The organism is Bradyrhizobium sp. SSBR45G (genome assembly GCF_030159255.1).
Lineage (GTDB): Bacteria > Pseudomonadota > Alphaproteobacteria > Rhizobiales > Xanthobacteraceae > Bradyrhizobium.
Map to the genome: position 1 here is coordinate 96188 of NZ_BSCT01000023.1, position 22769 is coordinate 118956.

Here is a 22769-nt window from a genome sequence, read left to right on the forward strand (position 1 = left end):
ATACTGTCATTCCGGGTTCGAGGCCTGCGGCCTTGCCCCGCAATGACAGTGAGTGTGAGACGATCAGTTGCGGCTCACACCTCCCGCGCCTCGCGCTGCCAGCGCGCATAGGCAACCTCCCAGGAGGGCTCGGCATCCGCTGCAAAGCCGAGAGTCCTGCCGCCGCCGAGGTCGCGGAAGCCGATCATGGCGCGGCGATGGGCGCCGCTTCTGACATAGGCGCGCATGCTGGCTTCGTCCGTCCAGACGGTCATGGTGTGATAGATGCCGCCGGCGGGACGCAGCTCGGCCCGCAGATTGCCGGGCGCGCGACGCGCCTGCTGCGCGGCCCGCCACGTGCGCCACCAGAACCGCGCCAGGCGGGCCAGCCCGGGATGCGGACGGAAGCCGGTGACAGAGACGTAGACACCCATGATGCGCTCCTGGAACAGCCGACCGCGACGTGGCCGTATCGACCGCGCAGACCGGTGTCATCGGAACGCTGCTCCGCGCGTTCTGGATGTCAAAGGGCGCGCCTCTCGACCGCGTGCGGCTCAGCGCCCGCTGCGCCTGGGCGTGCCATTCACGGGCAGCGCCCCCGTCGTTTCGGAGGTCTCCGGACGGACGCGACCGTCGTCGGCGATCTGCTGCTCGCGCTTGCGCGTCAGCGCCTCGTCGCGGCGGGCAGTCGCGACCGCGAGGCCCGGGCTCAGCTTGAGCGCCTGGTTGAAATCGGCGAGCGCGCGGTCGTAGCTCCCCTTCGCCAGCCAGATAGCGCCGCGGTCGCTGTAGAGTTCGGGATCGCTGAAGCTCATGCGCACCGCGCGATCGAGATCGACCAGCGCCTCGTCGAGCTCGCCCTTCTGCTGCAGGACCAGCGCACGATCGTGGAACAGGGCCGGATTGTTCGGATCGAGCCGGATCGCCCGCTCATAGTCGGCCAGCGCGCGGTCGAAGCGGCCTCTGCGGCCGAGCTCCCGGGCGCGGTAGCGATACAGGTCGGCATTGCGCGGCGCGAGCTGGACTGCCTCATCGAGGTCGGCGATGGCGCCGTCGAGATTCCCCTGCTGGCTGCGCTCTAGCCCTCGCTTCAGGAAGGCTGCAGCCGATGTCGGCGCCTCGGAGACCACCTCTCCGGCTGTCGCCTCGATCGCCGGCAACGACGCCGGCCCGGCCGCCGCGGGCGGTGGCGATGGCACGGCGCTGGCCGCCGCATCCTTCGCGACGGGCGCCGCCTCGCCGCCTGGATCGCGCGGCGGCATGGCGCGCGGCGGAGGCAATGGTTGAAGCGTGACCGAGCGCGTCGTCTCCGGCTTGCTCAGCCAGTCGCTGACCGACGGCAGCAGCAGGATCTCCAGCCCGATCAGGATCGCGCTGAGCACAGACGTGGCCGCGGTGAACTGCAGGATGGCGTCCCAGCGCTCCCGCCGGGCGCGATCGCGCTCGAAGGCGAGGCTGGCATCATACTCGGCCCGCAAACCAGGATCGCGAAGCACCTTGTAGGCCACGATGATCATCTTGAGCTGATGCTCTGACGCGGCATCGCCACCGCCCCGCAGGTCGGGGTGGTGCGCCTTCGCCGCCTGCCGGAACGCCCGCTTGATCGTCTCGAGATCAGCGCGCGGCGAAACCCCGAGCACCTCGTAATGCGTCTTCATAATGCCGCCCCGAGGCCTCCTCTGGAGCTTCGTTCAGGATCATGCCGGGAGCATGTCGAGCGCATAATGGGCGCCATCGCGAACGAGCCGGCCAAATCCGGGCCATGGAAAATGCGAACCGCAGATCAGCATCCTGTCCGCGACAATCCGATCGAGTAATTTGCGACGGCTGACCTCGGCGGCCGGCCCATCCTGATCATAGGCGCCGTGCCACTCCGGATGGCGCAGGCAGAACGCCGGCACATAGGCGGTATCGCCGGAGATCATCAGCTGCTCCGGGCCGGAGCTGAGGTGGAAGGCCGTATGGCCCGGCGTGTGACCGGGCGCGCTGACGAAGCGGATGCCGGGCACCACCTCATCCTCGCCCTCGACGGGCAGCACGTTCTTCCAGCTCGGGATCACGCTCTGGATGCGGCGGGCCAGCGACTGCCGCCACGGCGGCAGGCGGCTGGTGAGCGCGGGATCGGTCCAGAACTTGTGCTCGGCCGCAGCAACGATGATCTCGGCATTGGGAAACACGGGGGCGTCGCTGTCCTCGCGCAGCAGTCCGAAAATATGATCGGGATGGAAATGCGAGATCAGGATGGTGTCGATTTCCTGCGGACGAATGCCGGCCGCCTTGAGGTTGTCCAGCATGCGGCCCGAGATGAAGATCGAGTCCGAGTTGTAGCCTTGCACCTGTCCACCGCCGCCGGCATCGCACAGCACGGTCTTGCCCTTCAGCCGCACCACATAGGTCGAGATCGGAATCGGGACGAAGGCGGGATTGAAGCCCGCTGCACGCAGCGCGTCCTTGACGTCGCTGATGCTGGCGTTGCTGAAGAAGCCCGCCTCGTGCGGCTTCTCCCAGATGCCGTCATAGAGCGCGATCACCTCGGCCTCGCCGACCGTGATCCGGCAAAAGCCGCGTTCGGGGTCCTCGGTGCGCCGGCGCGGCTTGGCGTCGACCACGGCAAGACCGGCGTCGAGGCCGAAGGCTGCGGCAGCGGTTGCTGCCGACAGCACCAGGGTCCTGCGCGATGGTCCGCACGCCGTCACACTGCCCGCCACAAATCTGTACCGCTGGTTGAACAAACCGGAGATGCAAGTGAACCTTTGCACCTTAGCGGGATTATGGCGCCACAGCGGCGTTTCTGGCCGGGCGATCCAGTGTGCGGTGTTTGCAACGGTTCAGCGTCCGCCCGTCAGGGCGCGGCCGAGGGGAGCTGATGCGCGCGACATGATCGTCCGGCTTCTGCAAGGATCTCGTGCCAAGTACGACCTGCTGGCAGTGCGACGCAGCAACAACCGTTCAACTGACGAACGCGACGGCTGGCCGTTTTGACCATCGTCACCGGTCGCGTCGTCCTCAGGCGGCGCGAACCGATTGAAGGAAGCGGCTGACCTCCTGCTTGAGACGGTTGCTGTCGCCGGACAGCTGACGCGCCGCCGTGAGCACCTGGCTCGACGTCTCCTCGGTATCGCCGGCCCCGCGCTGCACGTCGGTGATGTTCGACGAGACCTGCTGCGTGCCGGTCGCGGCGTGCTGAATGTTGCGGGAGATCTCCGCGGTGGCCGCACCCTGCTCCTCGACGGCCGCGGCAACGGTCGCGGCGATCTCCGAGAGCCGCTCGATCGTGGTCGAGATCTCTCTGATCGCACCGACCGATTCCTGCGTCGCCGACTGGATGCCGGAGATCTGCTGCCCGATCTCGCCGGTGGCCTTGGCGGTCTGCTCGGCCAGCGCCTTCACCTCGGAGGCCACCACCGCGAAGCCGCGCCCGGCTTCACCGGCGCGCGCCGCCTCGATGGTGGCGTTGAGCGCAAGCAGGTTGGTCTGGCCGGCAATCGAGTTGATCAGCTCGACGACGTCACCAATGCGGGTTGCGGCCTTCGACAGCTCGCCGACCCGATCATTGGTACGGCGAGCCTGGCCGACTGCATCCGATGCGATCCGCGCCGATTCCTGGACCTGGCGGCTGATCTCCCTGACCGACGACGTCAGTTCCTCGGTCGCCGAGGCGACGGCCTGAACGTTGGCCGAGGCCTCTTCGGAGGCCGCAGCAACGCTGGTGGACAGCTCCTGCCCGCGCATGGCCGTGCTCGACAGCGAGTTGGCCGAGCTCTCGAGCTCGGTCGAGGCCCTCGACACCGTGTCGACGATGTTGCCAATGGCGCCTTCGAAGTTTTCGGCGAGCTCCGACATCTCTCGCTTGCGCGAGGTAGTCGCGCGCGCTTCCTGCTCCACGAGCTCCCTGGCGTTGAAGCGCACCATCGTCTGCACGGTCTGCAGGTTGCGCAGCGCGCGGCCGATCTCGTCGTCGCGCTCGATGCGCATGCGGGTATCGAGCTTGCCTTGGGTGATGCTCTCCATCGTCTCGTTGAGATGGTCGAGCGGACCGGCGACCGCGCTCATCGTGCGCGAGCCGACCAGGCCACAGAGGATGATACCGACAGCAGCGATCCCCGCCGAGGTCATGCCGCCGAGCCCGCCCTCGCCGAACGAGATCACGCCGAGCGCGATCAGGAATATGATCTGCAGCCCGAGCAAAGTGCGCAGCCTTGCTGCGATCGTTCCGTTGAACATCGCGAGATGGTCGAACACCGAGCGGTGGCGGACGATGCCGTCATTGATCTTGTAGCCGTGCGGCTTCTTTTCACGGATCGCAGCATAGACCTGCTCGGCCTCGGCCCGCTGGTCGGACGGCAGCTTGGTCCGCACCGAGGTGTAGCCGACAATCTGGCCATCCTTGCGGATCGGCGACGCCGTCGCCAGAACCCAGTAGTAGTCGCCATTCTTCCGGCGGTTCTTCACCGCGCCAACCCAGGGACGGCCTGCCTTCAGCGTCGTCCAGAGATTATCGAATGCTTCCGGCGGCATGTCAGGGTGACGGACGATGTTGTGCGGCTGCCCCATCAGCTCGGCCTCGGTGAAGCCGGCCGCGTCGACGAAATCCCGGTTGAAGAACGTCAGCTTGCCCTTGGCGTCGGTCTTCGACACGATCAGCGTATCATCCGTAATCGGATATTCGACATTGGTGACGGGCAGGTTCTTACGCATGGCGCGGCTCTCGCTGTGGGGGCTGCCGATTGATCGCACGCTCGTTCGTGCGACTAATATTTTCGCAACTGATCAATCAATCATCGCGCAGTCCGCTTAACCTAAGATAAAGTATCAAAACCGTAAAACTGCGGAATCATCAAATTCAATCCAGAGGTTGAACCATTCTGCGCAGCCTTGCGCCGGCTTCGACCTCCCCGTCCCAACGAGAAACGGCGGCGAACCATGTTCGCCGCCGTTCCGGAAGTTGTTCATCGCTGTGGCCTTGCCGCCTCGGATCAGGCTGCGCGCACCGTCTGCATGAAGCGCGACACCTCAGACTTGAGGCGGGTGCTGTTGGCCGAGAGCAGCTTCGCCGCCGAGAGCACCTGCGACGACGCGCTCCCGGTCTCCATCGCGCCGCGCTGCACATGGGCGACGTTGGATGACACCTCGCCGGTGCCGGCTGCGGCCTGCTGCACGTTGCGGGCGATCTCCTGCGTCGCCGCGCCCTGCTCCTCGACAGCCGCCGCGATCGTCGACGAGATCTCCGACAGCTTCTCGATCGTGACCGAGATCTCCCGGATGGCGGAGACCGAGTCCTGGGTCGCCGTCTGGATGCTGCCGATCTGATGGCCGATCTCGCCGGTCGCCTTGGCGGTCTGCTCCGCCAGCGCCTTCACCTCGGAGGCGACGACGGCGAAGCCGCGGCCGGCCTCACCGGCGCGCGCCGCCTCGATGGTGGCGTTGAGCGCGAGCAGGTTGGTCTGGCCGGCGATCGTGTTGATCAGCTCGACGACGTCGCCGATGCGGGTCGCAGCCTTCGACAGCTCGCCGACGCGGTCGGTGGTCGAGCGCGCCTGCCCGACCGCATCGCCGGCCATGCGGGCCGACTGCTGCACCTGGCGGCTGATCTCGGTGACGGACGACGACAGCTCCTCGGTCGCGGACGCGACGGACTGCACGTTGGTCGAAGCCTCCTCGGACGCCGCGGCAACGGTGGTCGCCAGCTGCTTGGAGCGGTCGGCGTTCGACGACAGCGACGTGGCCGACGATTCCAGCTGCGTGGACGCCGACGACACGGTGTCGATGATCTGGCCGACGGCCGCCTCGAAGCCGTCCGCCAGCCTCTGCATCTCGGCGCGGCGCTGCTGCGCGGCGATCCTGTCCTGCTCTACCTTGGCCTCGGCCTCCTGGCGCGCCTTCTCGGCGAGCATCTTGCCGACGCCTTCCACCGCGCGCGCGGTGTCGCCGATCTCGTCCTTGCGGTCGACGCCCACCATCGCCGGAGCTTCGCCGCGCGCCATCCGCCGCAGCACGTCGACGAGGGCCTGCATCGGCCTGGCGATGCCGAACACACCCGCGGCAAGCGCAGCGCCGATCGCGAGAACGGTCGCGGCGACGGCTGCGATCAGCGAGTTGCGTGCGATCGTGGCGGCATTGTCGTGTTGCTCCTTGGCCGTGGCCTCTGAGAACGACACGACATCGGCGATTTCCTTGATCTGCGCGTCGACCGCCGCGTGGAGCGGACCGTCGCACTCTGCACGCATTTGTTCGGCGATCTTTGCGTTTTCCTCAGGAGTGGTCGCGTTAGCGGCCGCCTGGATGACGGGACCGCACACTGCAAACGCCTTCGCGAAACTCTCGATCAGTTTGCCGGTGGTGCTGGCCCGCTCCGGAAGATCCGTCTTGATCTTGTTCAGGCCGTCTATCACCTGCGCCGACGTGTCGCCGGCCGCCTTGAGCAGACGCGCGTTGCCGGCTTCCGTCGTCTCGGTCAGCAGAGCAAACGCAGACGCGCGGTACGTTTCGGCGCGGCGGCCCGTTCTGGCCAGCAAGACAGTTGAACTGTCGATCCGCTTCACAACGTCGGTATAGGCCGCGTCGATGGCAGACATCTGGCCAGACATGTAGCTGACGATGCCGATCATGATGCCACCCATGAGGAGAGCGATCAGCCCGACCTTGAAGACCATACGAAGATTTCTGAGCACGAGACGTTCTCTCTGATTCTGAATGCAATGATTGCATCCGAACCAACCTCGCGCCAGCGCGCTTAATCTAAGTTAATTTGGAATGGCGTCCGGTAGTATTACGGGCTGCATATCAACTCGTTGACCTGAGGCATTTATATGCAAACAGCCTTGCGGACGCATTTGACACGATAAAAAGAGGGGCGCAGCCTCGCGGCCACGCCCCCCGGTGCGATGGACAAAGGTGAGATCAGGCGGCCCGCACCGTTTCCAGGAAGCGGCTCACCTCGATCTTCAAGCGGTTGCTGTCGGCTGACAGCACCTGCGCCGCGGACAGCACCTCGGACGAGGCGGAGCCGGTTTCGTTGGCGCCGCGCTGCACCTCGACGATGTTGGTCGAGACATCCTTGGTGCCCTGCGAGGCGTGCTGGACATTGCGGGAAATCTCCTGGGTCGCGGCGCCCTGCTCCTCGACCGCGGCGGCGATCGTCGAGGCGATCTCCGAGAGCCGCTCGATCGTGGTCGAGATCTCTCTGATCGCACCGACCGATTCCTGCGTCGCGCTCTGGATGCCGGAGATCTGCTGACCGATCTCGCCGGTGGCCTTGGAGGTCTGCTCGGCCAGCGCCTTGACCTCGGTGGCGACCACGGCGAAGCCGCGGCCGGCTTCGCCGGCGCGCGCCGCCTCGATGGTCGCGTTCAGCGCCAGCAGATTGGTCTGGCCGGCAATGGTGTTGATCAGCTCGACGACGTCGCCGATGCGCGCGGCCGCCTTGGACAGCTCGCTCACCTGCTCGTTGGTGCGGCGTGCCTGATTGACGGCCTCGTTGGCCATGCGGGCCGATTCCTGCACCTGGCGGCTGATCTCGGTGACGGACGAGGACAGCTCCTCGGTGGCCGAGGCAACCGACTGCACATTGCTCGAGGCCAGCTCGGAGGCCGAGGTCACCGTCGTGGTGATCTCCTGCGACCGCTCGGCGGAGCGGCGCAGCGTATTCGCGGACGTCTCGAGACGGCCCGACGCGGTCGACACGGCGTTGACGATGTCGCCGACGGTCTGCTCGAAGCGGCCGGCGAGGTCCATCATGTCGCGGCGGCGGTTCGCGGCCTGACGCTGTTCCGTCTCCTTCTGCTCGGCTTCGAGCGCCTGGACGCGGATGGCGTTGTCCTTGAAGATCTGCACGGCCTTGGCCATCTCGCCGACTTCGTCGCGGCGATCGGCATAGGGGATGGTGACGGAGAGATCGTTGTTGGCCAGCCGCCCCATCGCGGCCGTCATGCTGGTGATGCCACGCGTGACCGCGGAATTCAGCAGGAACAGCGAGATCAGCGCGATCACGGCCATCGTGATGCCGCCCATGATGATCGCGGTCCGCGATGAGGCCAGGGCGGCGTCGGCGGCATCCGCACGGACTTTCAGAAGCGACTCTTCGGCGTCGACCGCCTCCTTCACCAGCACGCGGAGACCGTCCATGTACTTCTTGCCGGCGCCCGAGGCTTCGAGGTTGCGCGCCTCCGCCACGGTCTGCGGATTGCGCATCAGCGCGATCTCCTTCTCCGCAACATCCTGGCGCCAGCCGGAAGCGGCCTGCGCGATCTGATCGAAGCGGCGCTGCTGGGACTGATTGTCGGACGTCAGCTGCTTGACCTCGCTGAGCGCCTTCTTGAAGGCCGCATCAGAATTCCTGTAGGGCTCGAGAAAATTGTCGGTGCCGCCGACCAGGAAGCCACGCACGCCGGTTTCGGCATCCACCATCGCGGAGACCAAAATCTTGGCCTGGTCCATCACCTGATAGGTATGAACGGTCCATGCGTTGTTCTGAGCCAGCGTGGAGAGGTTCTGCCATGTGATGATGCTGGCGATGCCGGAGACGATCATCGTCAGAAGGAAGGCGGCGGCGAGCTTGCGCGACGTCCTCATGTTCATCAGGAACGAGAGCATGCGAATTCCCTAAGGGGTTTGGGGCCCCTGCAGCGGGCAGGCGGCGGCTTAACGGGATATGGTGACAATTCGCCATGACAACTAAATCGGGCGTTAACGATTGCGGCCGTAGTGACACGGGCATCGGCGCGACCGCTCCTTGTGACCCATCGGCGCATGAATAGAGGGCGCGGCTTGCCGGCCACGCCCTGATCTCGCCGAGAGCTGCGCGCCGCAATCAGGCCGCGCGCACCGTATCAAGGAAGCGAACGACCTCGAGCTTGAGCCGGCTACTGTCACCGGACAGCATCTGCGCCGCCGACAGCACCTGGGACGAGGCCGAGCCGGTCTCGCTGGCGCCGCGCTGCACCTCGGCGATGTTCGATGATACCTGCTGGGTTCCGATCGAGGCCTGCTGGATGTTGCGCGAAATTTCCTGGGTCGCGGCGCCCTGCTCCTCCACCGCGGCGGCGATGGCCGAGGAAATCTCCGACAGCTTCTCGATGGTGCCGGAAATCTCCCTGATGGCGCCGACGGATTCCTGCGTCGCCGTCTGGATGCTGCCGATCTGCTGGCCGATCTCGCCGGTCGCCTTGGCCGTCTGCTCGGCCAGCGCCTTGACCTCGGAGGCGACGACCGCAAAGCCGCGGCCCGCTTCGCCGGCACGCGCGGCCTCGATGGTCGCGTTCAGCGCCAGCAGGTTGGTCTGGCCGGCAATGGTGTTGATCAGCTCGACGACGTCGCCGATGCGGGTCGCCGCCTTCGACAACTCGCCGACGCGCTCATTGGTGCGCCGCGCCTGGTCGACCGCTTCGCTGGCCATGCGCGCGGACTCCTGCACCTGGCGGCTGATCTCGGAGACCGAGGAGGACATTTCCTCGGTCGCGGAGGCGACCGACTGCACATTGGTCGAGGCTTCCTCGGAGGCCGCCGCGACCGTCGTCGCGAGCGCCTGCGACCGGGTCGCGGTGGTCGTCAGGGTCGTCGCCGATGCTTCGAGCTCGGTCGATGCCGACGACACCGTATGAACGATCTCGCCGACCGCCGCCTCGAAGCCGTTGGCCATCCTGTGCATCTCGGCCCGGCGCTGCTCGGCGATGAGTCTGTCCGTCTCGACCTTGGCTTCGGCCTCCTGGCGCGCCTTGTCGGCGAGCATCAGCTTGATCTGGTTGACGGCCTCGGCGGTCTCGCCGATCTCGTCGCCACGGCCTTCGCCGGTGACCGCGACGTCCTCGCCCTTGGCCATCCGCTGCAGGACCGCGACCAGCGCACGCATCGGCTTGGCGATGCCGAACTGGCCAATCACGAAGCCGAGCGACAGGCCAATTAGAATACCGGTCGTCACCACGACCATCAATGTCCGCGACGTCGCGTGATATTCTTCCGCTGTTTCCTTCGCAGCTTCCACGACACGATGTTCCATCCTGTCCGCGACGGCGCGCATCTTCTTGCGAAGCTGTTGAGCAGCCTCGTCACTCTTCAAGACCACGCCCATGAGCGTCTTGGCGGCCTCGGTGGTCGGCACTGCCGAAGCAGTTTCAACCGCCACCAGCGTGGCTGCGACGGTGTTCTTGTAGTTGGCGAATGCCGCACGCACCTCCGGCAGCATGGCCACCGTTTCCTTGTCTGTCGTCTTCGCGATCTCCGCCAGCCGCTCGTCAAAAATCTTGGATTCTTCATCGATGGCGTGATGCGCCGCATTGCGGTTGTCGGTGCTGGGATCGAGCGCGCTGCGGAATTCCTCACTGACCATCGACATGATGTTGGTGTTGGCGCGCGCAGCGAGCAGCGAGCGATGCGCCGCGCGGACCATTCGTTCCGCATTCTGATTCTGATCGTACAGAGCATTGGTCGCGATATACGCAACAGCTGCAGTGACGCCGCTCAAGAGCAGAACGATCGCCAGGATCTTCGTCAGTACGCGAAAGCGGGACAGAAACGACATCGACATCCTCATTGATTGATGGCTGATTGGCGACAAGCCAAAAGCAGCCGCGGAATGCGTCTTTCCGCAACTAATCGAGATGAAACGTCGTCAAGTTGATAATGGAACCCGCATGATTCCTTAATTTTTCGGCCCGTATCTTCTCGGACCGTATAAACGCGGAGGGGGCGCAGCCATGCTGGTCCGCCCCCCTGACGCTGAAATGTAAAGGCCCACTAGGCCGCGCGCACCGTCTCCAGGAAGCGCGAGACTTCGGTCTTCAGCCGGCTGCTGTCGCCCGACAGCATCTGCGCCGCAGACAGCACCTGCGACGAGGCCGAGCCGGTCTCGGTGGCGCCGCGCTGCACGTCGCTGATGTTGGAGGACACCTGCTCCGTTCCGGCCGCAGCCTGCTGGACGTTGCGCGAGATCTCCTGGGTTGCCGCGCCCTGCTCCTCCACCGCGGCCGCAATGGCCGAGGAGATTTCCGACAGCTTCTCGATGGTCCCGGAGATGGCGCGGATGGCGGTCACGGACTCCTGGGTGGCTGCCTGAATGCCGGCGATCTGCTGGCCGATTTCGCCGGTGGCCTTCGAGGTCTGCTCCGCCAGTGCCTTCACCTCGGTCGCGACGACCGCGAAGCCGCGCCCCGCTTCGCCCGCGCGCGCCGCCTCGATGGTCGCATTGAGCGCCAAGAGATTGGTCTGGCCGGCGATAGTGTTGATGAGCTCGACAACGTCGCCGATTCGGGCCGCGGCCTTCGACAGCTCGCTGACCTGGTCGTTGGTCCGGCGCGCCTGGTCAACCGCACCGCTCGCCATGCGAGCAGACTCCTGCACCTGCCGGCTGATCTCGGTGACCGACGACGACAGCTCCTCGGTGGCAGATGCGACCGACTGCACGTTGGTCGACGCTTCCTCCGACGCGGACGCGACGGTGATCGCCAGCTGCTCGGACCGCTCGGCGGTCGCGGTCAGGGTCTTGGCCGAGGCTTCCAGCTCGTCCGAGGCTGCCGACACCGTGCCGATGATCTGGCCGACAGAGGCCTCAAAGGCATCGGCAAGCTGCTGCATCTCGCGCTTGCGCTGTTCGGCCGCCTTCTTGTCGGCGTTCGCCTTCGCCTCCGCCTCTTCGCGCGCCTTGGCTTCGGCGTTCTCACGGATGACGACGACGTTCTTGGCCATGTCGCCGATCTCGTCGCCCCGATTGGCACCGGGGATCTTGATGTCGAGATCGCCCGAAGCCATGCGGCCGAGCGCACCATCGAGACCAGTGATCGGACGTGACACGCCCAGGAAGCCGAAGGCCACGGAGCCCACGAGAACCACCAGCATGGCGCCCGACAGCAGCAGCGCTATACGGCCGGCGCTGGCAAGCTCGGCATCGGCCGCCTGTTTCGCCTCATTTGTGCGCTGCTCGGCGGTCGCGACCAATTCCGTCATCAGCTTGGTCGCCTCAGCTGCAGCCGGACGGGCTCGCTCGGTGACACTCTTGTTCTTGGCCTCCTCTGCCGACACTGTCTGCGTAACGGAGTCGCCATAGCTCTTCAGCAGCCCGCTGAGCCGTTCGATCGCCGAATGGCTGGTGGCAGGCAGCTTGGTCAAGGTTACGGCGAGTTCGTCGCCGCTGAGCTTCAAGCGTTTGACGATTTCGTCCTTGAGCTCCGGCTGGTTGGTCGCGGCAAAGCGCCAGGCAGCGGCGCGCACGGATGTCATCGCGGAGTCCGCGGCATAGATGTGCTTCTCAATCTCGCTGCTCTCGGGCGCGTCTTTGACCGCCGAGGATGCAAGCAGCGTATCGACCTGCTTGCGCCAATCCGACGAGACGGCGTTGCGGCCCTCCTGCAGCGAAAGCACCTGCTTCTGCAGCCGCGCGGTCTCGTCCGCCGCCTGCATGTAGTCTGCGGCAAACGACTTGATCTTGCCGAGCCGGTCCTTCGTATCCGGGCGGTACGCCAGCGCAGCCGCCGCGTCGATGCTCTTGCCGATCTTGGCGTGCGCCTGGCGTTCCTCATCGAGAAACCTGTCGACTTCGGCCGCACTCTTCGAGAGGCGAACGCCGCGGTTGGCCAGTTGCAGGTTGCGGAGATCAGCGTCTGCCACGAGCACGTTCTTGCGGATCGTGTTCTGTACGTCCGCGGCCTTCATTGCAGCGTCGATCGCGTTCTGCGACGATTGCTGATTGAACAGCATGCCGAGCGAGAGGAGAATGCCCGCAAGGCCGGCCATTCCCATTTTGTAGCCGATGCGGTTGAGCTTTATCATCTGGTCGATTGCCTTCTGGATCGGTTGCCTGGGCAACCTAGTTTCCGCAACTTGAAAAATTGTTCCGATGTGGAACCAATTTCCAGTTCAGCATTCTAAGAAGGCTTAAGCAGATGCTCCGTAGGATTACGGATTCAGCCGTCGGCCCGGAGCGCCATGAACGTTGTTGGGGAGCAAAAAAATGCGCAGCCCACGGGCTGCGCATATGTTGCTCCGTCTCGCTCCGGCCGCCCGCCACGGTTGCAGGACGCGACCAGCCTTGTGCGCGTCTATGCCGCGCGCACCGTCTCCAGGAATCGGCTGACCTCGAGCTTCAGGCGGTTGCTGTCCGTCGACAATGACTTCGCTGCAGACAGAACCTGCGACGAGGCCGATCCGGTCTCGCTCGCACCGCGCTGCACGTCGGCGATGTTGGACGAGACCTGCTGGGTGCCCTGCGCCGCCTGCTGCACGTTGCGCGAGATTTCCTGCGTCGCTGCGCCCTGCTCCTCGACCGCGGCAGCGATGGCCGACGCAATCTCCGACAGCCGTTCGATCGTGCCCGAAATGGTCCTGATCGCATTCACCGATTCCTGCGTCGCGGCCTGGATGCCGGAGATCTGCTGGCCGATCTCGCCGGTCGCCTTCGAGGTCTGCTCCGCCAGCGCCTTGACCTCGGTGGCGACGACGGCGAAGCCCTTGCCCGCCTCGCCGGCGCGGGCCGCCTCGATCGTGGCGTTGAGCGCCAGCAGATTGGTCTGGCCGGCAATGGTGTTGATGAGTTCGACGACGTCGCCGATGCGCGCGGCCGCCTTCGACAGCTCACCCACCTGATCGTTGGTGCTCCGCGCCTGGGTGACGGCCTCGCTCGCCATGCGCGCCGATTCCTGCACTTGGCGGCTGATCTCGGTCACCGACGACGACAGCTCCTCGGTGGCCGAGGCCACCGACTGCACATTGGTCGAGGCTTCCTCCGACGCCGAGGCCACGGTCGTCGCCAAACGCTGCGAGCGGTCGGCGGTCGCGGTCAACGTGCTTGCCGAATTCTCCAGCTGGTTCGACGCCGAGAACACGGTATTGACGATCTCGCCAATGACGGCTTCGAACTGGCGCGTGACGGCATCGACCCTGCGGCCGCGCTCGATCTTCGCTTCGGCGTCCTTGGCCGCCGCTTCGTCGGCGGCCTTCTTGGCGATCAATGCATCCTTGAAGATCTGCAGTGCGTTGGCCATCGCCCCCATCTCGGTCTTCTCGCCGCGATGGGGAATCTCGGCGGAGAGATCGCCCTCGCCCAACGCCTGCATGGGCGTCACGATCGAGTCGATGCCGTTGGAGACGCTGCGCACGAGGGAGAAGCTCACCGCGATCCCGGCCACCACGGCGAGACCGAGAATGACCGAGAGCGTCAAGAAGGCCGACGAATAGGTCGCCGCGGCGTTGCTGGATGCCTGGTCGGCGCCGGCGTTGTTGAGATCGATGCCCTTCTTCAGCACCTCGTCCGCCGCCAGCCCGATCTTGTTGACCGTGTTCTGGTTCAGCGCATGCGCCTCATGCGGGACCTGACCGGCGGCCTTGCGCGACAGCGCCATCACCTGCTCGACACCATTCCGGTATTGGTCCCAGAGCTTGCTCCAATCCTTGTAGTTCGCCTGCTCTTCCGGGGAGCTTATCATCTGCTCATAGCTCTGGCGGGATTTTGCAATCAGATCCACGACCATCGCGGCGGTCTTCTCCTGGGCAAGCTTGTCATCGAGCGCTTCGGCGAGCATGTGCTCGCGCACCACGTTGCGATAGGTGATGACGTTGGCACGGAGCTCTCCGAGGACGCGGACGCTGGGCAGCCAATTGGCCGTGATCTCGACCGTGTCGCTGTTCATCGAGCGCATGTTCTTGACGGCGAGAAGACCCGTGCCGGTCAGGATCAGGAGCATGAAGGCCACGACAGTGATGATCTTCGCGCGGATCGACATGCTGGCGAACATGAAAGGACCTCTTTGGGCCGGCGGTGCCGCCACGATTGATAGTTAAGCTCCGCTTATTTTTAAGAGCGTTTTGATCGAACAGCGTTAAAATCGCACACCGTAGAGTTACGGGGCGCCGATCCTCCCTGAGGCGCGGCGATGGTCTGCGACGAGACCGCAAAAGAAGAAGGGCCGGAGCGCATGACGCTACGGCCCTTCAATCGCTCAGTCTCGCCAGCTCTCAGCGGATCCTGCACTCCGCCATCACGCCGCCCGCACCGAGCCGAGGAAGCTCGCGACCTCCTGCTTGAGGCGGCTGCTGTCGCCTGACAACGCCTGAGCCGCGGCCAGCACCTGAGCGGACGCCGAGCCGGTCTCGGCGGCGCCACGCTCGACGTCGGCGATGTTGGCCGAGACCTGCTGCGTGCCATGCGCGGCCTGCTGCACGTTGCGCGAAATTTCCTGCGTCGCGGCGCCCTGCTCCTCGACCGCCGCGGCGATGGCCGACGAGATCTCCGACAGCTTCTCGATGGTGGAGGAGATCTCCTTGATGGCGCCGACCGACTCATGCGTCGCGACCTGGATGCTCGAGATCTGCTGGCCGATTTCGCCGGTCGCCTTCGCCGTCTGCTCCGCCAGCGCCTTGACCTCGGAGGCGACGACGGCGAAGCCGCGGCCGGCATCACCGGCGCGCGCCGCCTCGATGGTGGCATTGAGTGCCAGCAGGTTGGTCTGCCCGGCAATGGTGTTGATCAGCTCGACCACGTCGCCGATGCGGGTGGCCGCCTTGGACAGCTCGCTGACGCGGCCGGTCGTGGTGCGGGCCTGGCCGACGGCGTCGTTGGCGATGCGCGCGGATTCCTGCACCTGACGACTGATCTCGGTGACCGAGGTCGCCATCTGCTCGGTCGCGGACGCGACCGACTGCACGTTGGTGGTGGCTTCCTCCGATGCGGATGCAACGGCGGTGGTCAGTCCCTGTGACCGCGTCGCCGCGTGGGTCAGCGTGGTCGCGGACTGCTCGAGCTGGCTCGAGGCGGCCGACACGGTGTCGACGATCTCGCCGACCGCCGCTTCGAACTGCTCGGCGAGCCGCTGCATGTCGGATCGGCGCTGGCGCGCCGCGACAGCGTCCTGCGCGATCTTCTCCTCGGCCTCGGCGTGCGCCTTCTCCTCTGCATTGCCACGGATCACGGTGACGGTCTTGGCGAGATCACCGATCTCGTCACCGCGCGCCGCGCCGGGAATCTCGATGTCGAGCCGGCCGCGGGCCATCTCGCCGAGCGCGCCGTTGAGCCGCGTCAGCGGCCGGGCGATACCGAAGAACGAGAATACGACCGAGCAGATGACGGAGAGAAGCACGGCCAATCCGACGATCAGCGTGATGCGGCTCGCCTGCGCGGCAACCTCATTGGCATCATATCTGGCGCTGGCGTTGCGCGCGCGGGCGTCCTGAATCGAGGCCGTCATCAGCTCGCCGGCCTCGGCGAGATATTTCAGCGTGCGGTCGCGCAGCAGCGCTTCCTTGACGCCCTCGGTCTTGACCACTTCGTCATTGGCAAGGACGAAATCGGAGGCGACGCCGTTGAGCCTGGTGATCGCGGCCTGGATCTCGCGATCGTCCGCGAGCATGCGCGCGTCGGTCAGCGAGCTCTTCAGCACCGGCACGGTCTGCTTGATCAGGGTGATCGTGGACGCATCGCCCGTCATGCCGAAGCGCCACGCCTGCGACCGCACGTAGTTCAGCTTGGCGTCGGCGGCGTGCAGCTGCCGTTCGACCCGCTCGCGGAAGGCGAGGTTGGGCAGCGTCGGCGAGCCCAGCACGGCCTGCAGCCCCTTGGTCCATTCGTTGGACACGGCGCTGCGCTTGTCGATCTGCAGCAGCAGGGTTTTCTGCGCCTCCGCCAGCTCGACCGCGCCAGCGGCATAGTTCGTCATCAGTTCCTTCAGACGGACCAGCCGATCGCGGTTCTGGGCCGTGGCGACATTGGTCAGCGCGCCATCGATGTCGGTCACCATGGCGGTGGAGAACTGCTGAATGTCGGCGGCGGCCTTCTCGGCATCGGCCGGCACCCGCGCCAGCCGCGCCGAGCGGCCCGCAAGCTGGCTCTGCTGCATGTTGATGCTGGCCGACATCACGCTTTCGACCACCCGCCGCGCGCGCTCGGCCTGCTCGTTGGCCCGGCTGACAGCCGTCTCCGCGATCATCTGATTTGCGATCATGCCGATCGCGAGCGTCGCGCCAACGGCGCCAGCAAGCCCGAGCTTGTTGCCAATTCTGTTCAGTTTCATTGCCCCACCCACAGGATGGACGCGTCACTCGACCGTCCAGGTAAACCTATAGGGGTGAGGCTCCCTAAATACCGTTAATGCTGCAGCGCATCCGTGCAAAAAGTTCGTTCAACGAACTATATTTTCCGAGGAAAACAATACTTTCGCGACAAGTAACGACAGACCTCAACCATTGAGATGTAGGGCGCAGCAGCCTGGACGTCCGCAGCCGAGTCATCTCATCGCATCAGATCGAGCGCGTCAGCGAAGAATTGCGGTCCGCCGAAATTTCCCGACTTCAGCGCCAGCAGCATCTCGCTTCCCTCGGTCCCGATGGCACGCAGCACCGGAACGCCGGCCGCGATCTCGCGCCCAACCAGGAAGCCGGGGATCTTCAGCCGGTCCACGACCGCGCCGGAGGTCTCACCACCCGCGACCACCAGACGCCTGACGCCGGCCTTGATCAGTCCATCGGCCAGATCGGCCATGGCCTGCTCGATGGCATGACCCGCAGCCTCCCGACCGTGCCTGGCCTGCAGCGCGCCGACCTGATCCGGCGTGGCACTGGAGGCGATCAGCACGGGGCTCTCGGCGATGCGTTCGCGTGCCCAGGCCAGCGCCCGCTGCGTCTCGTCCGAGCCGGCGACCAGGCGCCCGGCGTCGAGATGCAGCACCGGCATGATGGTCTCGGCCTGCGCGATCTGCTGCAGCGTCGCCTGCGAGCAGCTGCCGGCGAGGCAGGCGGCCATGCCGCCGACCGGCGCGTCGGCATGATGATGCGCAAAGCCATGGGAATGCACATGCCCGGCCGCGACCAGCGCCCGCGCCAGACCGAGTCCGATCCCGGAGGCGCCGACCGAGACGCGACGTTGCAAGGCTGCCGCGCCGATCGCAGTCAGGTCGGCGTCAAACACCGCATCGGCGATGGCCGCGCCGATGCCCTGCCCGGCGAGCTCGGCGAGGCGATGGCCGATGGCCTCGGGCCCATGCACCACCGTCGCGAGATCGACGAGGCCGATCTTCCGTGTGCTCTGCCGGCCGAGCACGCGCACCAGATTGGCGTCATGCATCGGGTTGAGCGGGTGATCCTTGAGAGGGCTCTCGTTGAGCGGCACGGCGCCGACGAACAGATTGCCCTGATAGACAGTGCGCCTGGTCTCCGGGAAGGCCGGCGTGACCAGCACGATGCCGTCGCCAGCATCGCCGGCCAGCGCGTCCATGACCGGGCCGATATTGCCGGCGTCAGTCGAATCGAAGGTCGAGCAGATCTTGAACAAGACATGATCAGCGCCGCGCGCGCGCAGCCACGTGTCCGCCTCGCGCGACCGGGCCACGGCCAGCGAGGCCTCGATCGAGCGGCTCTTCAGCGACACCACGACGGCATCGACCTCGGGCAGCGCGAGGTCGTCGGCCGGCACGCCGATGGTCTGCACCGTGCGCAAGCCGGCGCGGGTCAGGGTGTTGGCGAGATCGGAGGCGCCGGTGTAGTCGTCGGCGATGCAGCCGAGCTTCAAGGTCACGGCTTCACTCCCTTATAGGGCTCAAACCAGCCGAGCCCGTCCTCGGTGCGGCCGCGCGGATTGTACTCGCAGCCGACGAAGCCGGCATAACCGAGCCGGTCGAGCTCTTTGAACAGGAACGGATAGTTCAGCTCCTCGCCGTCAGGCTCGTTGCGCGAGGGAATGCTGGCGATCTGGATGTGGCCGGTGATGTCGATCATCTCGCGCAGCCGCATCGTGACGTCGCCATGGATGATCTGGCAGTGATAGATGTCGAACTGCAGCTTCAGGTTCGGAATCTTCAGATCGCGAATGAGATCGCGGGCGAAGCCGAAATCGTTGAGGAAATAGCCGGGCACGTTGCGCGCATTGATCGGCTCGAGGACGACGTCGAGGCCGTGGGGCGCGAAGAACTCCGCCGCCCAGGCCACCGACTTCGCATAGGCCTCCACCGCCTTCGCATCGCTGCGCTCCGCGATCCCCGCCATCATGTGCAACCGCTTCACGTCGGTCGCCTTGGCGTAAGGCAGCGCCGTCTCCAGGCTCGCCTTGAGATCGTCGAAACGCTCCGGCAGCGCCGCAAAGCCTTTCTCGCCGGCATCCCAATTGCCGGGCGGCAGGTTGAACAGCGCCTGGGTCAGACCGTTCTCGCGCAGCCGCCTGCCGACCTCCTCGGCCGGATGATCATAGGGAAACAGGAATTCCACCGCGGTGAAGCCGGCCTTGGCGGCGGCCGCGAAACGGTCGAGGAACGGATGCTCGGTGAACATCATCGAGAGATTGGCGGCGAAGCGGGGCATGGCGTGAGAACTCGTCTCGTTGTTACTTGGATGAGCCCGGCAGCTTGGTGCCGGTAACCTGCGCGTACATCCGCGCCACCGACGCATCGTCGTCGCGGCCCATGCCGGCGGCCGACGTCATCAGGAACATCTGCAGCGCGGCGGCCGAGACCGGCACCGGGAACCGGTGAGTGCGCGCCATGTCCTGGATGATGCCGAGATCCTTGACGAAGATCTCGACCGCGCTGCGCGGCGTGTAGTCGCCGTCGAGCACATGCGGCATGCGGTTCTCGAACATCCAGGAATTGCCGGCCGAGGCGGTGATCACCTCATAGACCTTGCGGATGTCCAGCCCCTGCTTGGCGGCAAAGGCGATCGCCTCGCTGGCGGCCGCGATATGCACGCCGGCGAGCAGCTGGTTGATCATCTTGAATGCGGCGCCCTGCCCAGCGGCATCGCCGAGCTCATAGAGCTTCGCCGCCATCGCATCGAGCGCCGGCCGCGCCTTGGCGAAGGCCGCCGGGCTGCCGGAGGCGAGAATGGTCAACTCACCCTGCGCCGCGCGCTGCGCGCCGCCGGATATCGGTGCATCCAGATAGTGCTGGCCGGTCGCCTCCAGCTGCTTGGCGAGGCGACGCGCAACATCGGGATCCATGGTCGCGGAGGACACGAACACGGCCTCCTTCGGCATGGTCTCGGCGGCACCGCCGGGGCCGAACAGAACGGCTTCGGTCTGCGCCGCATTGACGACCACGCTGACCACGATGTCGGCGCCCGCGGCCGCCTCGGAGGGGCTGTGCGCCCCCTTGCCGCCATCGGCCACGAAACGCGCCACGGCGTCCGCCGACACGTCGCATCCGGTCACCGCGAAGCCCGCGCGCTTGAGCGAGGTCGCCATGCCGAATCCCATCGAGCCCAGCCCGATCACGGCGACGTTCAATTGCGATGGCGACGGCATGCGGCGAATCCCTGAAGCGTTTCCTGACGACGTCCGGTTGGCCCGGACTACGCCCTGGGTATCACGGCTTGGCCGCCTTGCCAAAGCGTGAGACAAAGCGGCAGACGACGGACGAGTGAGGATCAAACCCGTGGCGGACACTGCGATTCGCGAAGCCATCTGCCGGTTCGGCCGCTCGCTGTTCGAGCGCGGCCTGACGCCGGGCTCGTCCGGCAATATCAGCGTGCGGCTGGATGACGGCGGCTGGCTGGTGACGCCGACCAATGCCTCGCTCGGCTTCCTCGATCCGGCGAAGCTTTCGCGGCTCGATGCGACCGGCAGGCTGGTCTCCGGCGACGCGCCGACCAAGGAGGTGCCACTGCATACCGCGCTGTATCAGACACGCGACGCCGCGCGTGCGGTGGTGCATCTGCATTCCACGCATTCGGTCGCGATCTCGATGCTCCCCGAGATCGACCCTCGCGCGGTGCTGCCGCCGCTGACACCTTATTATTTGATGCGCTGCGGTCAGACGGCGCTGGTGCCATATCATCGGCCGGGTGATCCCGCCGTGGCCGACGCGATCAAGGGTCTCGCCGGCAAATATGCCTCGGTGCTGCTGGCCAATCACGGTCCTGTGGTGTCCGGCGATACGCTGGAGGCGGCGGTGTTCGCTATGGAGGAGCTCGAGGAAACCGCAAAACTCTATCTGCTGCTGCGCGGGCTCAACCCGCGCCAATTGTCGCCACAGCAGGTCGCCGACCTCGTGAAAACGTTCGGCCTCAGCCTGCCCGACCACACCGGTCATCACTGACCGAACGGTCGGATGGAGGCGCATGCAATACCCCGCACCATCACCCGCCGAGATCGAAGCCGCCGCCCAGATTCTGTTCGAGGAGGCCCGCTTCTATCGCTGGTTTCCGATCGCGACCGACTCCTATGCCATCTTCGCCGAGTCCAATCCGATCGGCGTCAGCGAATTGCGCGGCATTGCGGAACGCATGCTGCTGGCGGCTGCCCGCGCCCAGCGAGAGGCGCGGCTGCGCTAGCCGGGCGGCGCCTGCGCCGCCGTGTCGCTGATTGAGCCGCCTTGCTTCCGAACACCATTGATGCCTATTATCGAGGCAGACTCTGGCCGTGCGAGCACTCAGCCGCCGCTCGATCGATAGGCAGGCAGTGGCAGTGCCGCGTCGGTGTGGCGCTGGTACGCGGCCAGCCCTTCCATCATCGATTGTCGCGCGATCCGCCGCACGCGCCAGGCGCATCGAAGGGACCCCAAGAAGTGCCTCCACAGCGCCGTGGTTGCAGCTGTTTTCCCGGGTCATCGCCCGGCCCGCGCACGCCGCCAGTGGAAGCGGGCTGCAGGCTCCGACCCATTGCATACCGAACGGCGCTCGGCGCGCACGCTTGGTGCAGCGCACGATCCGTGCGCCAATCTTTGGCATATCCGTTGCAGACGCGACACGTGTCGGGGCCCGGGCACCCGGCCGTGCGGCCCATGATCCATGCCCGGTTCATGACTTGAGAAGACTAAGGAGGGCGGATGGCGGCGGGCGCGAGCTTGGAACTGGTGAAGGTGACGAAGATGTACGGTCACGTCACCGCCGTCGACGCGATCGACCTGCGGATTCCCGCCGGCTCCTATTGCTGCCTGCTCGGTCCCTCCGGCTGCGGCAAGACCTCCACCCTGCGCATGATCGCCGGCCATGAATCGGCGACATCCGGCGACATCATCGTCGGCGCGCGGAACGTCACCGAGCTGCCGCCCGCCGGACGCGGCACCGCGATGATGTTCCAGTCCTACGCGCTGTTTCCGCATCTCTCGGTGATCGACAACGTCGCCTTTGCGCTGAAGATGAAGGGCATCGCCAAGCCCGAGCGCCATGCGAAAGCACGCGAGTTGCTCGATCTGGTGGACATGCAGAGCTACGCCGGGCGCCTGCCCGCGCAGCTCTCCGGCGGCCAGCAGCAGCGCGTCGCGCTCGCCCGCGCGCTGATCACCTCGCCGCAGATCCTGCTGCTCGACGAGCCGCTGTCGGCGCTCGATCCGTTCCTGCGCCTGCGCATGCGCGCCGAGCTGAAGCGGCTGCAGCGCGAGCTCGGCCTCACCTTCGTCCATGTCACCCATGGCCAGGACGAGGCGATGGCGCTGTCCGATCTCGTGGTGCTGATGAATGGCGGCAAGATCGAGCAGCAGGGCAGCCCGCGCGAGATCTTCAACCATCCGCGCACCGAATTCGCGGCCCGCTTCATCGGCGGCCACAACGTCATCCCGCTGAACGGCGAAACCTTTGCGGTGCGGGTCGACCGCATCCAGCTGAAGGCGCCGACTGCTGCGATCGATGGCCCGGCCGTGCCGGGCACGATCAGCAAGATCGAGTACCAGGGCACTTATGTGCTGGTCGCGGTGGCGACCGATGGCGGCCCGGAGATCTCGGCGCAGCTCAGCGACGACCAGTTCGATGCCGACACCCACAGCATCGGCGAGCGCGTGGTCGTGACCTGGAATCCGGCGCTTGCCGACGCACTGACGCCCCGCCCTGCCGCCGCGGCTGCGCCGGCTGCGGAGCTGGTCGCCTGATTTTCGTTTGCCCGTTGTTCCCTC

16 protein-coding genes are annotated in these 22769 nt (G+C 65.9%); 3 read left to right on the plus strand and 13 right to left on the minus strand.

Going from position 1 to position 22769, the window contains the following annotated elements:
- Window positions 1-74: 74 nt before the first annotated feature.
- The 13 genes from QQL87_RS24120 to ltnD form a co-directional block, all read right to left on the minus strand.
- On the minus strand, window positions 75-413 hold the full coding sequence (locus tag QQL87_RS24120; protein WP_284421237.1) for an antibiotic biosynthesis monooxygenase: 339 nt from the start codon (window positions 411-413) through the stop codon (window positions 75-77).
- A 120-nt stretch (window positions 414-533) separates the two neighbouring features.
- Complete coding sequence (locus QQL87_RS24125) at window positions 534-1637, minus strand: J domain-containing protein (RefSeq protein ID WP_284421238.1); 1104 nt, start codon at window positions 1635-1637, stop codon at window positions 534-536.
- A 39-nt stretch (window positions 1638-1676) separates the two neighbouring features.
- Window positions 1677-2642: an MBL fold metallo-hydrolase gene (locus QQL87_RS24130; protein ID WP_284421239.1), complete on the minus strand. Its 966-nt coding sequence runs from the start codon at window positions 2640-2642 to the stop codon at window positions 1677-1679.
- A gap of 343 nt (window positions 2643-2985) precedes the next feature.
- Window positions 2986-4677: a methyl-accepting chemotaxis protein gene (locus tag QQL87_RS24135; protein ID WP_284421241.1), complete on the minus strand. Its 1692-nt coding sequence runs from the start codon at window positions 4675-4677 to the stop codon at window positions 2986-2988.
- Between the two features lie 278 nt (window positions 4678-4955).
- Window positions 4956-6632, minus strand: coding sequence for a methyl-accepting chemotaxis protein (locus tag QQL87_RS24140; protein WP_284421242.1), 1677 nt, complete (start codon window positions 6630-6632; stop codon window positions 4956-4958).
- Window positions 6633-6879: 247 nt separating this feature from the next.
- The gene (locus tag QQL87_RS24145; protein ID WP_284421265.1) at window positions 6880-8508 is read right to left on the minus strand and encodes a methyl-accepting chemotaxis protein; all 1629 of its coding nucleotides are present in this window, start codon (window positions 8506-8508) and stop codon (window positions 6880-6882) included.
- Window positions 8509-8788: 280 nt separating this feature from the next.
- The gene (locus QQL87_RS24150; protein ID WP_284421243.1) at window positions 8789-10495 is read right to left on the minus strand and encodes a methyl-accepting chemotaxis protein; all 1707 of its coding nucleotides are present in this window, start codon (window positions 10493-10495) and stop codon (window positions 8789-8791) included.
- 215 nt (window positions 10496-10710) lie between these two features.
- A complete protein-coding gene (locus QQL87_RS24155) occupies window positions 10711-12738 on the minus strand; it encodes a methyl-accepting chemotaxis protein (protein WP_284421266.1) in 2028 nt (675 codons plus the stop codon).
- A 269-nt stretch (window positions 12739-13007) separates the two neighbouring features.
- Window positions 13008-14699 carry a methyl-accepting chemotaxis protein gene (locus QQL87_RS24160; RefSeq protein WP_284421244.1) on the minus strand — a complete coding sequence of 564 codons (1692 nt, stop codon included), beginning with the start codon at window positions 14697-14699 and terminating at the stop codon, window positions 13008-13010.
- 243 nt (window positions 14700-14942) lie between these two features.
- Window positions 14943-16970, minus strand: a complete 2028-nt coding sequence (locus QQL87_RS24165; RefSeq protein ID WP_284421245.1) for a methyl-accepting chemotaxis protein — start codon at window positions 16968-16970, stop codon at window positions 14943-14945.
- Between the two features lie 218 nt (window positions 16971-17188).
- A complete protein-coding gene (gene otnK, locus QQL87_RS24170) occupies window positions 17189-18469 on the minus strand; it encodes a 3-oxo-tetronate kinase (protein ID WP_284421246.1) in 1281 nt (426 codons plus the stop codon).
- On the minus strand, window positions 18466-19248 hold the full coding sequence (otnI, locus tag QQL87_RS24175) for a 2-oxo-tetronate isomerase (protein ID WP_284421247.1): 783 nt from the start codon (window positions 19246-19248) through the stop codon (window positions 18466-18468). The genes otnK and otnI overlap by 4 nt, the downstream gene beginning before the upstream one ends.
- 22 nt (window positions 19249-19270) lie before the next feature.
- Window positions 19271-20194 carry an L-threonate dehydrogenase gene (ltnD, locus tag QQL87_RS24180; protein WP_502871209.1) on the minus strand — a complete coding sequence of 308 codons (924 nt, stop codon included), beginning with the start codon at window positions 20192-20194 and terminating at the stop codon, window positions 19271-19273.
- A 121-nt stretch (window positions 20195-20315) separates the two neighbouring features.
- Here ltnD and otnC point away from each other — a divergent pair, with 121 nt between their 5' ends.
- From otnC to QQL87_RS24195, 3 genes are all read left to right on the plus strand, one after another.
- Complete coding sequence (gene otnC, locus QQL87_RS24185; protein ID WP_284421249.1) at window positions 20316-20978, plus strand: 3-oxo-tetronate 4-phosphate decarboxylase; 663 nt, start codon at window positions 20316-20318, stop codon at window positions 20976-20978.
- 22 nt (window positions 20979-21000) lie between these two features.
- Window positions 21001-21213 carry a hypothetical protein gene (locus QQL87_RS24190; protein ID WP_284421250.1) on the plus strand — a complete coding sequence of 71 codons (213 nt, stop codon included), beginning with the start codon at window positions 21001-21003 and terminating at the stop codon, window positions 21211-21213.
- Between the two features lie 494 nt (window positions 21214-21707).
- Window positions 21708-22745 carry an ABC transporter ATP-binding protein gene (locus QQL87_RS24195; RefSeq protein ID WP_284421251.1) on the plus strand — a complete coding sequence of 346 codons (1038 nt, stop codon included), beginning with the start codon at window positions 21708-21710 and terminating at the stop codon, window positions 22743-22745.
- Window positions 22746-22769: the final 24 nt, after the last annotated feature.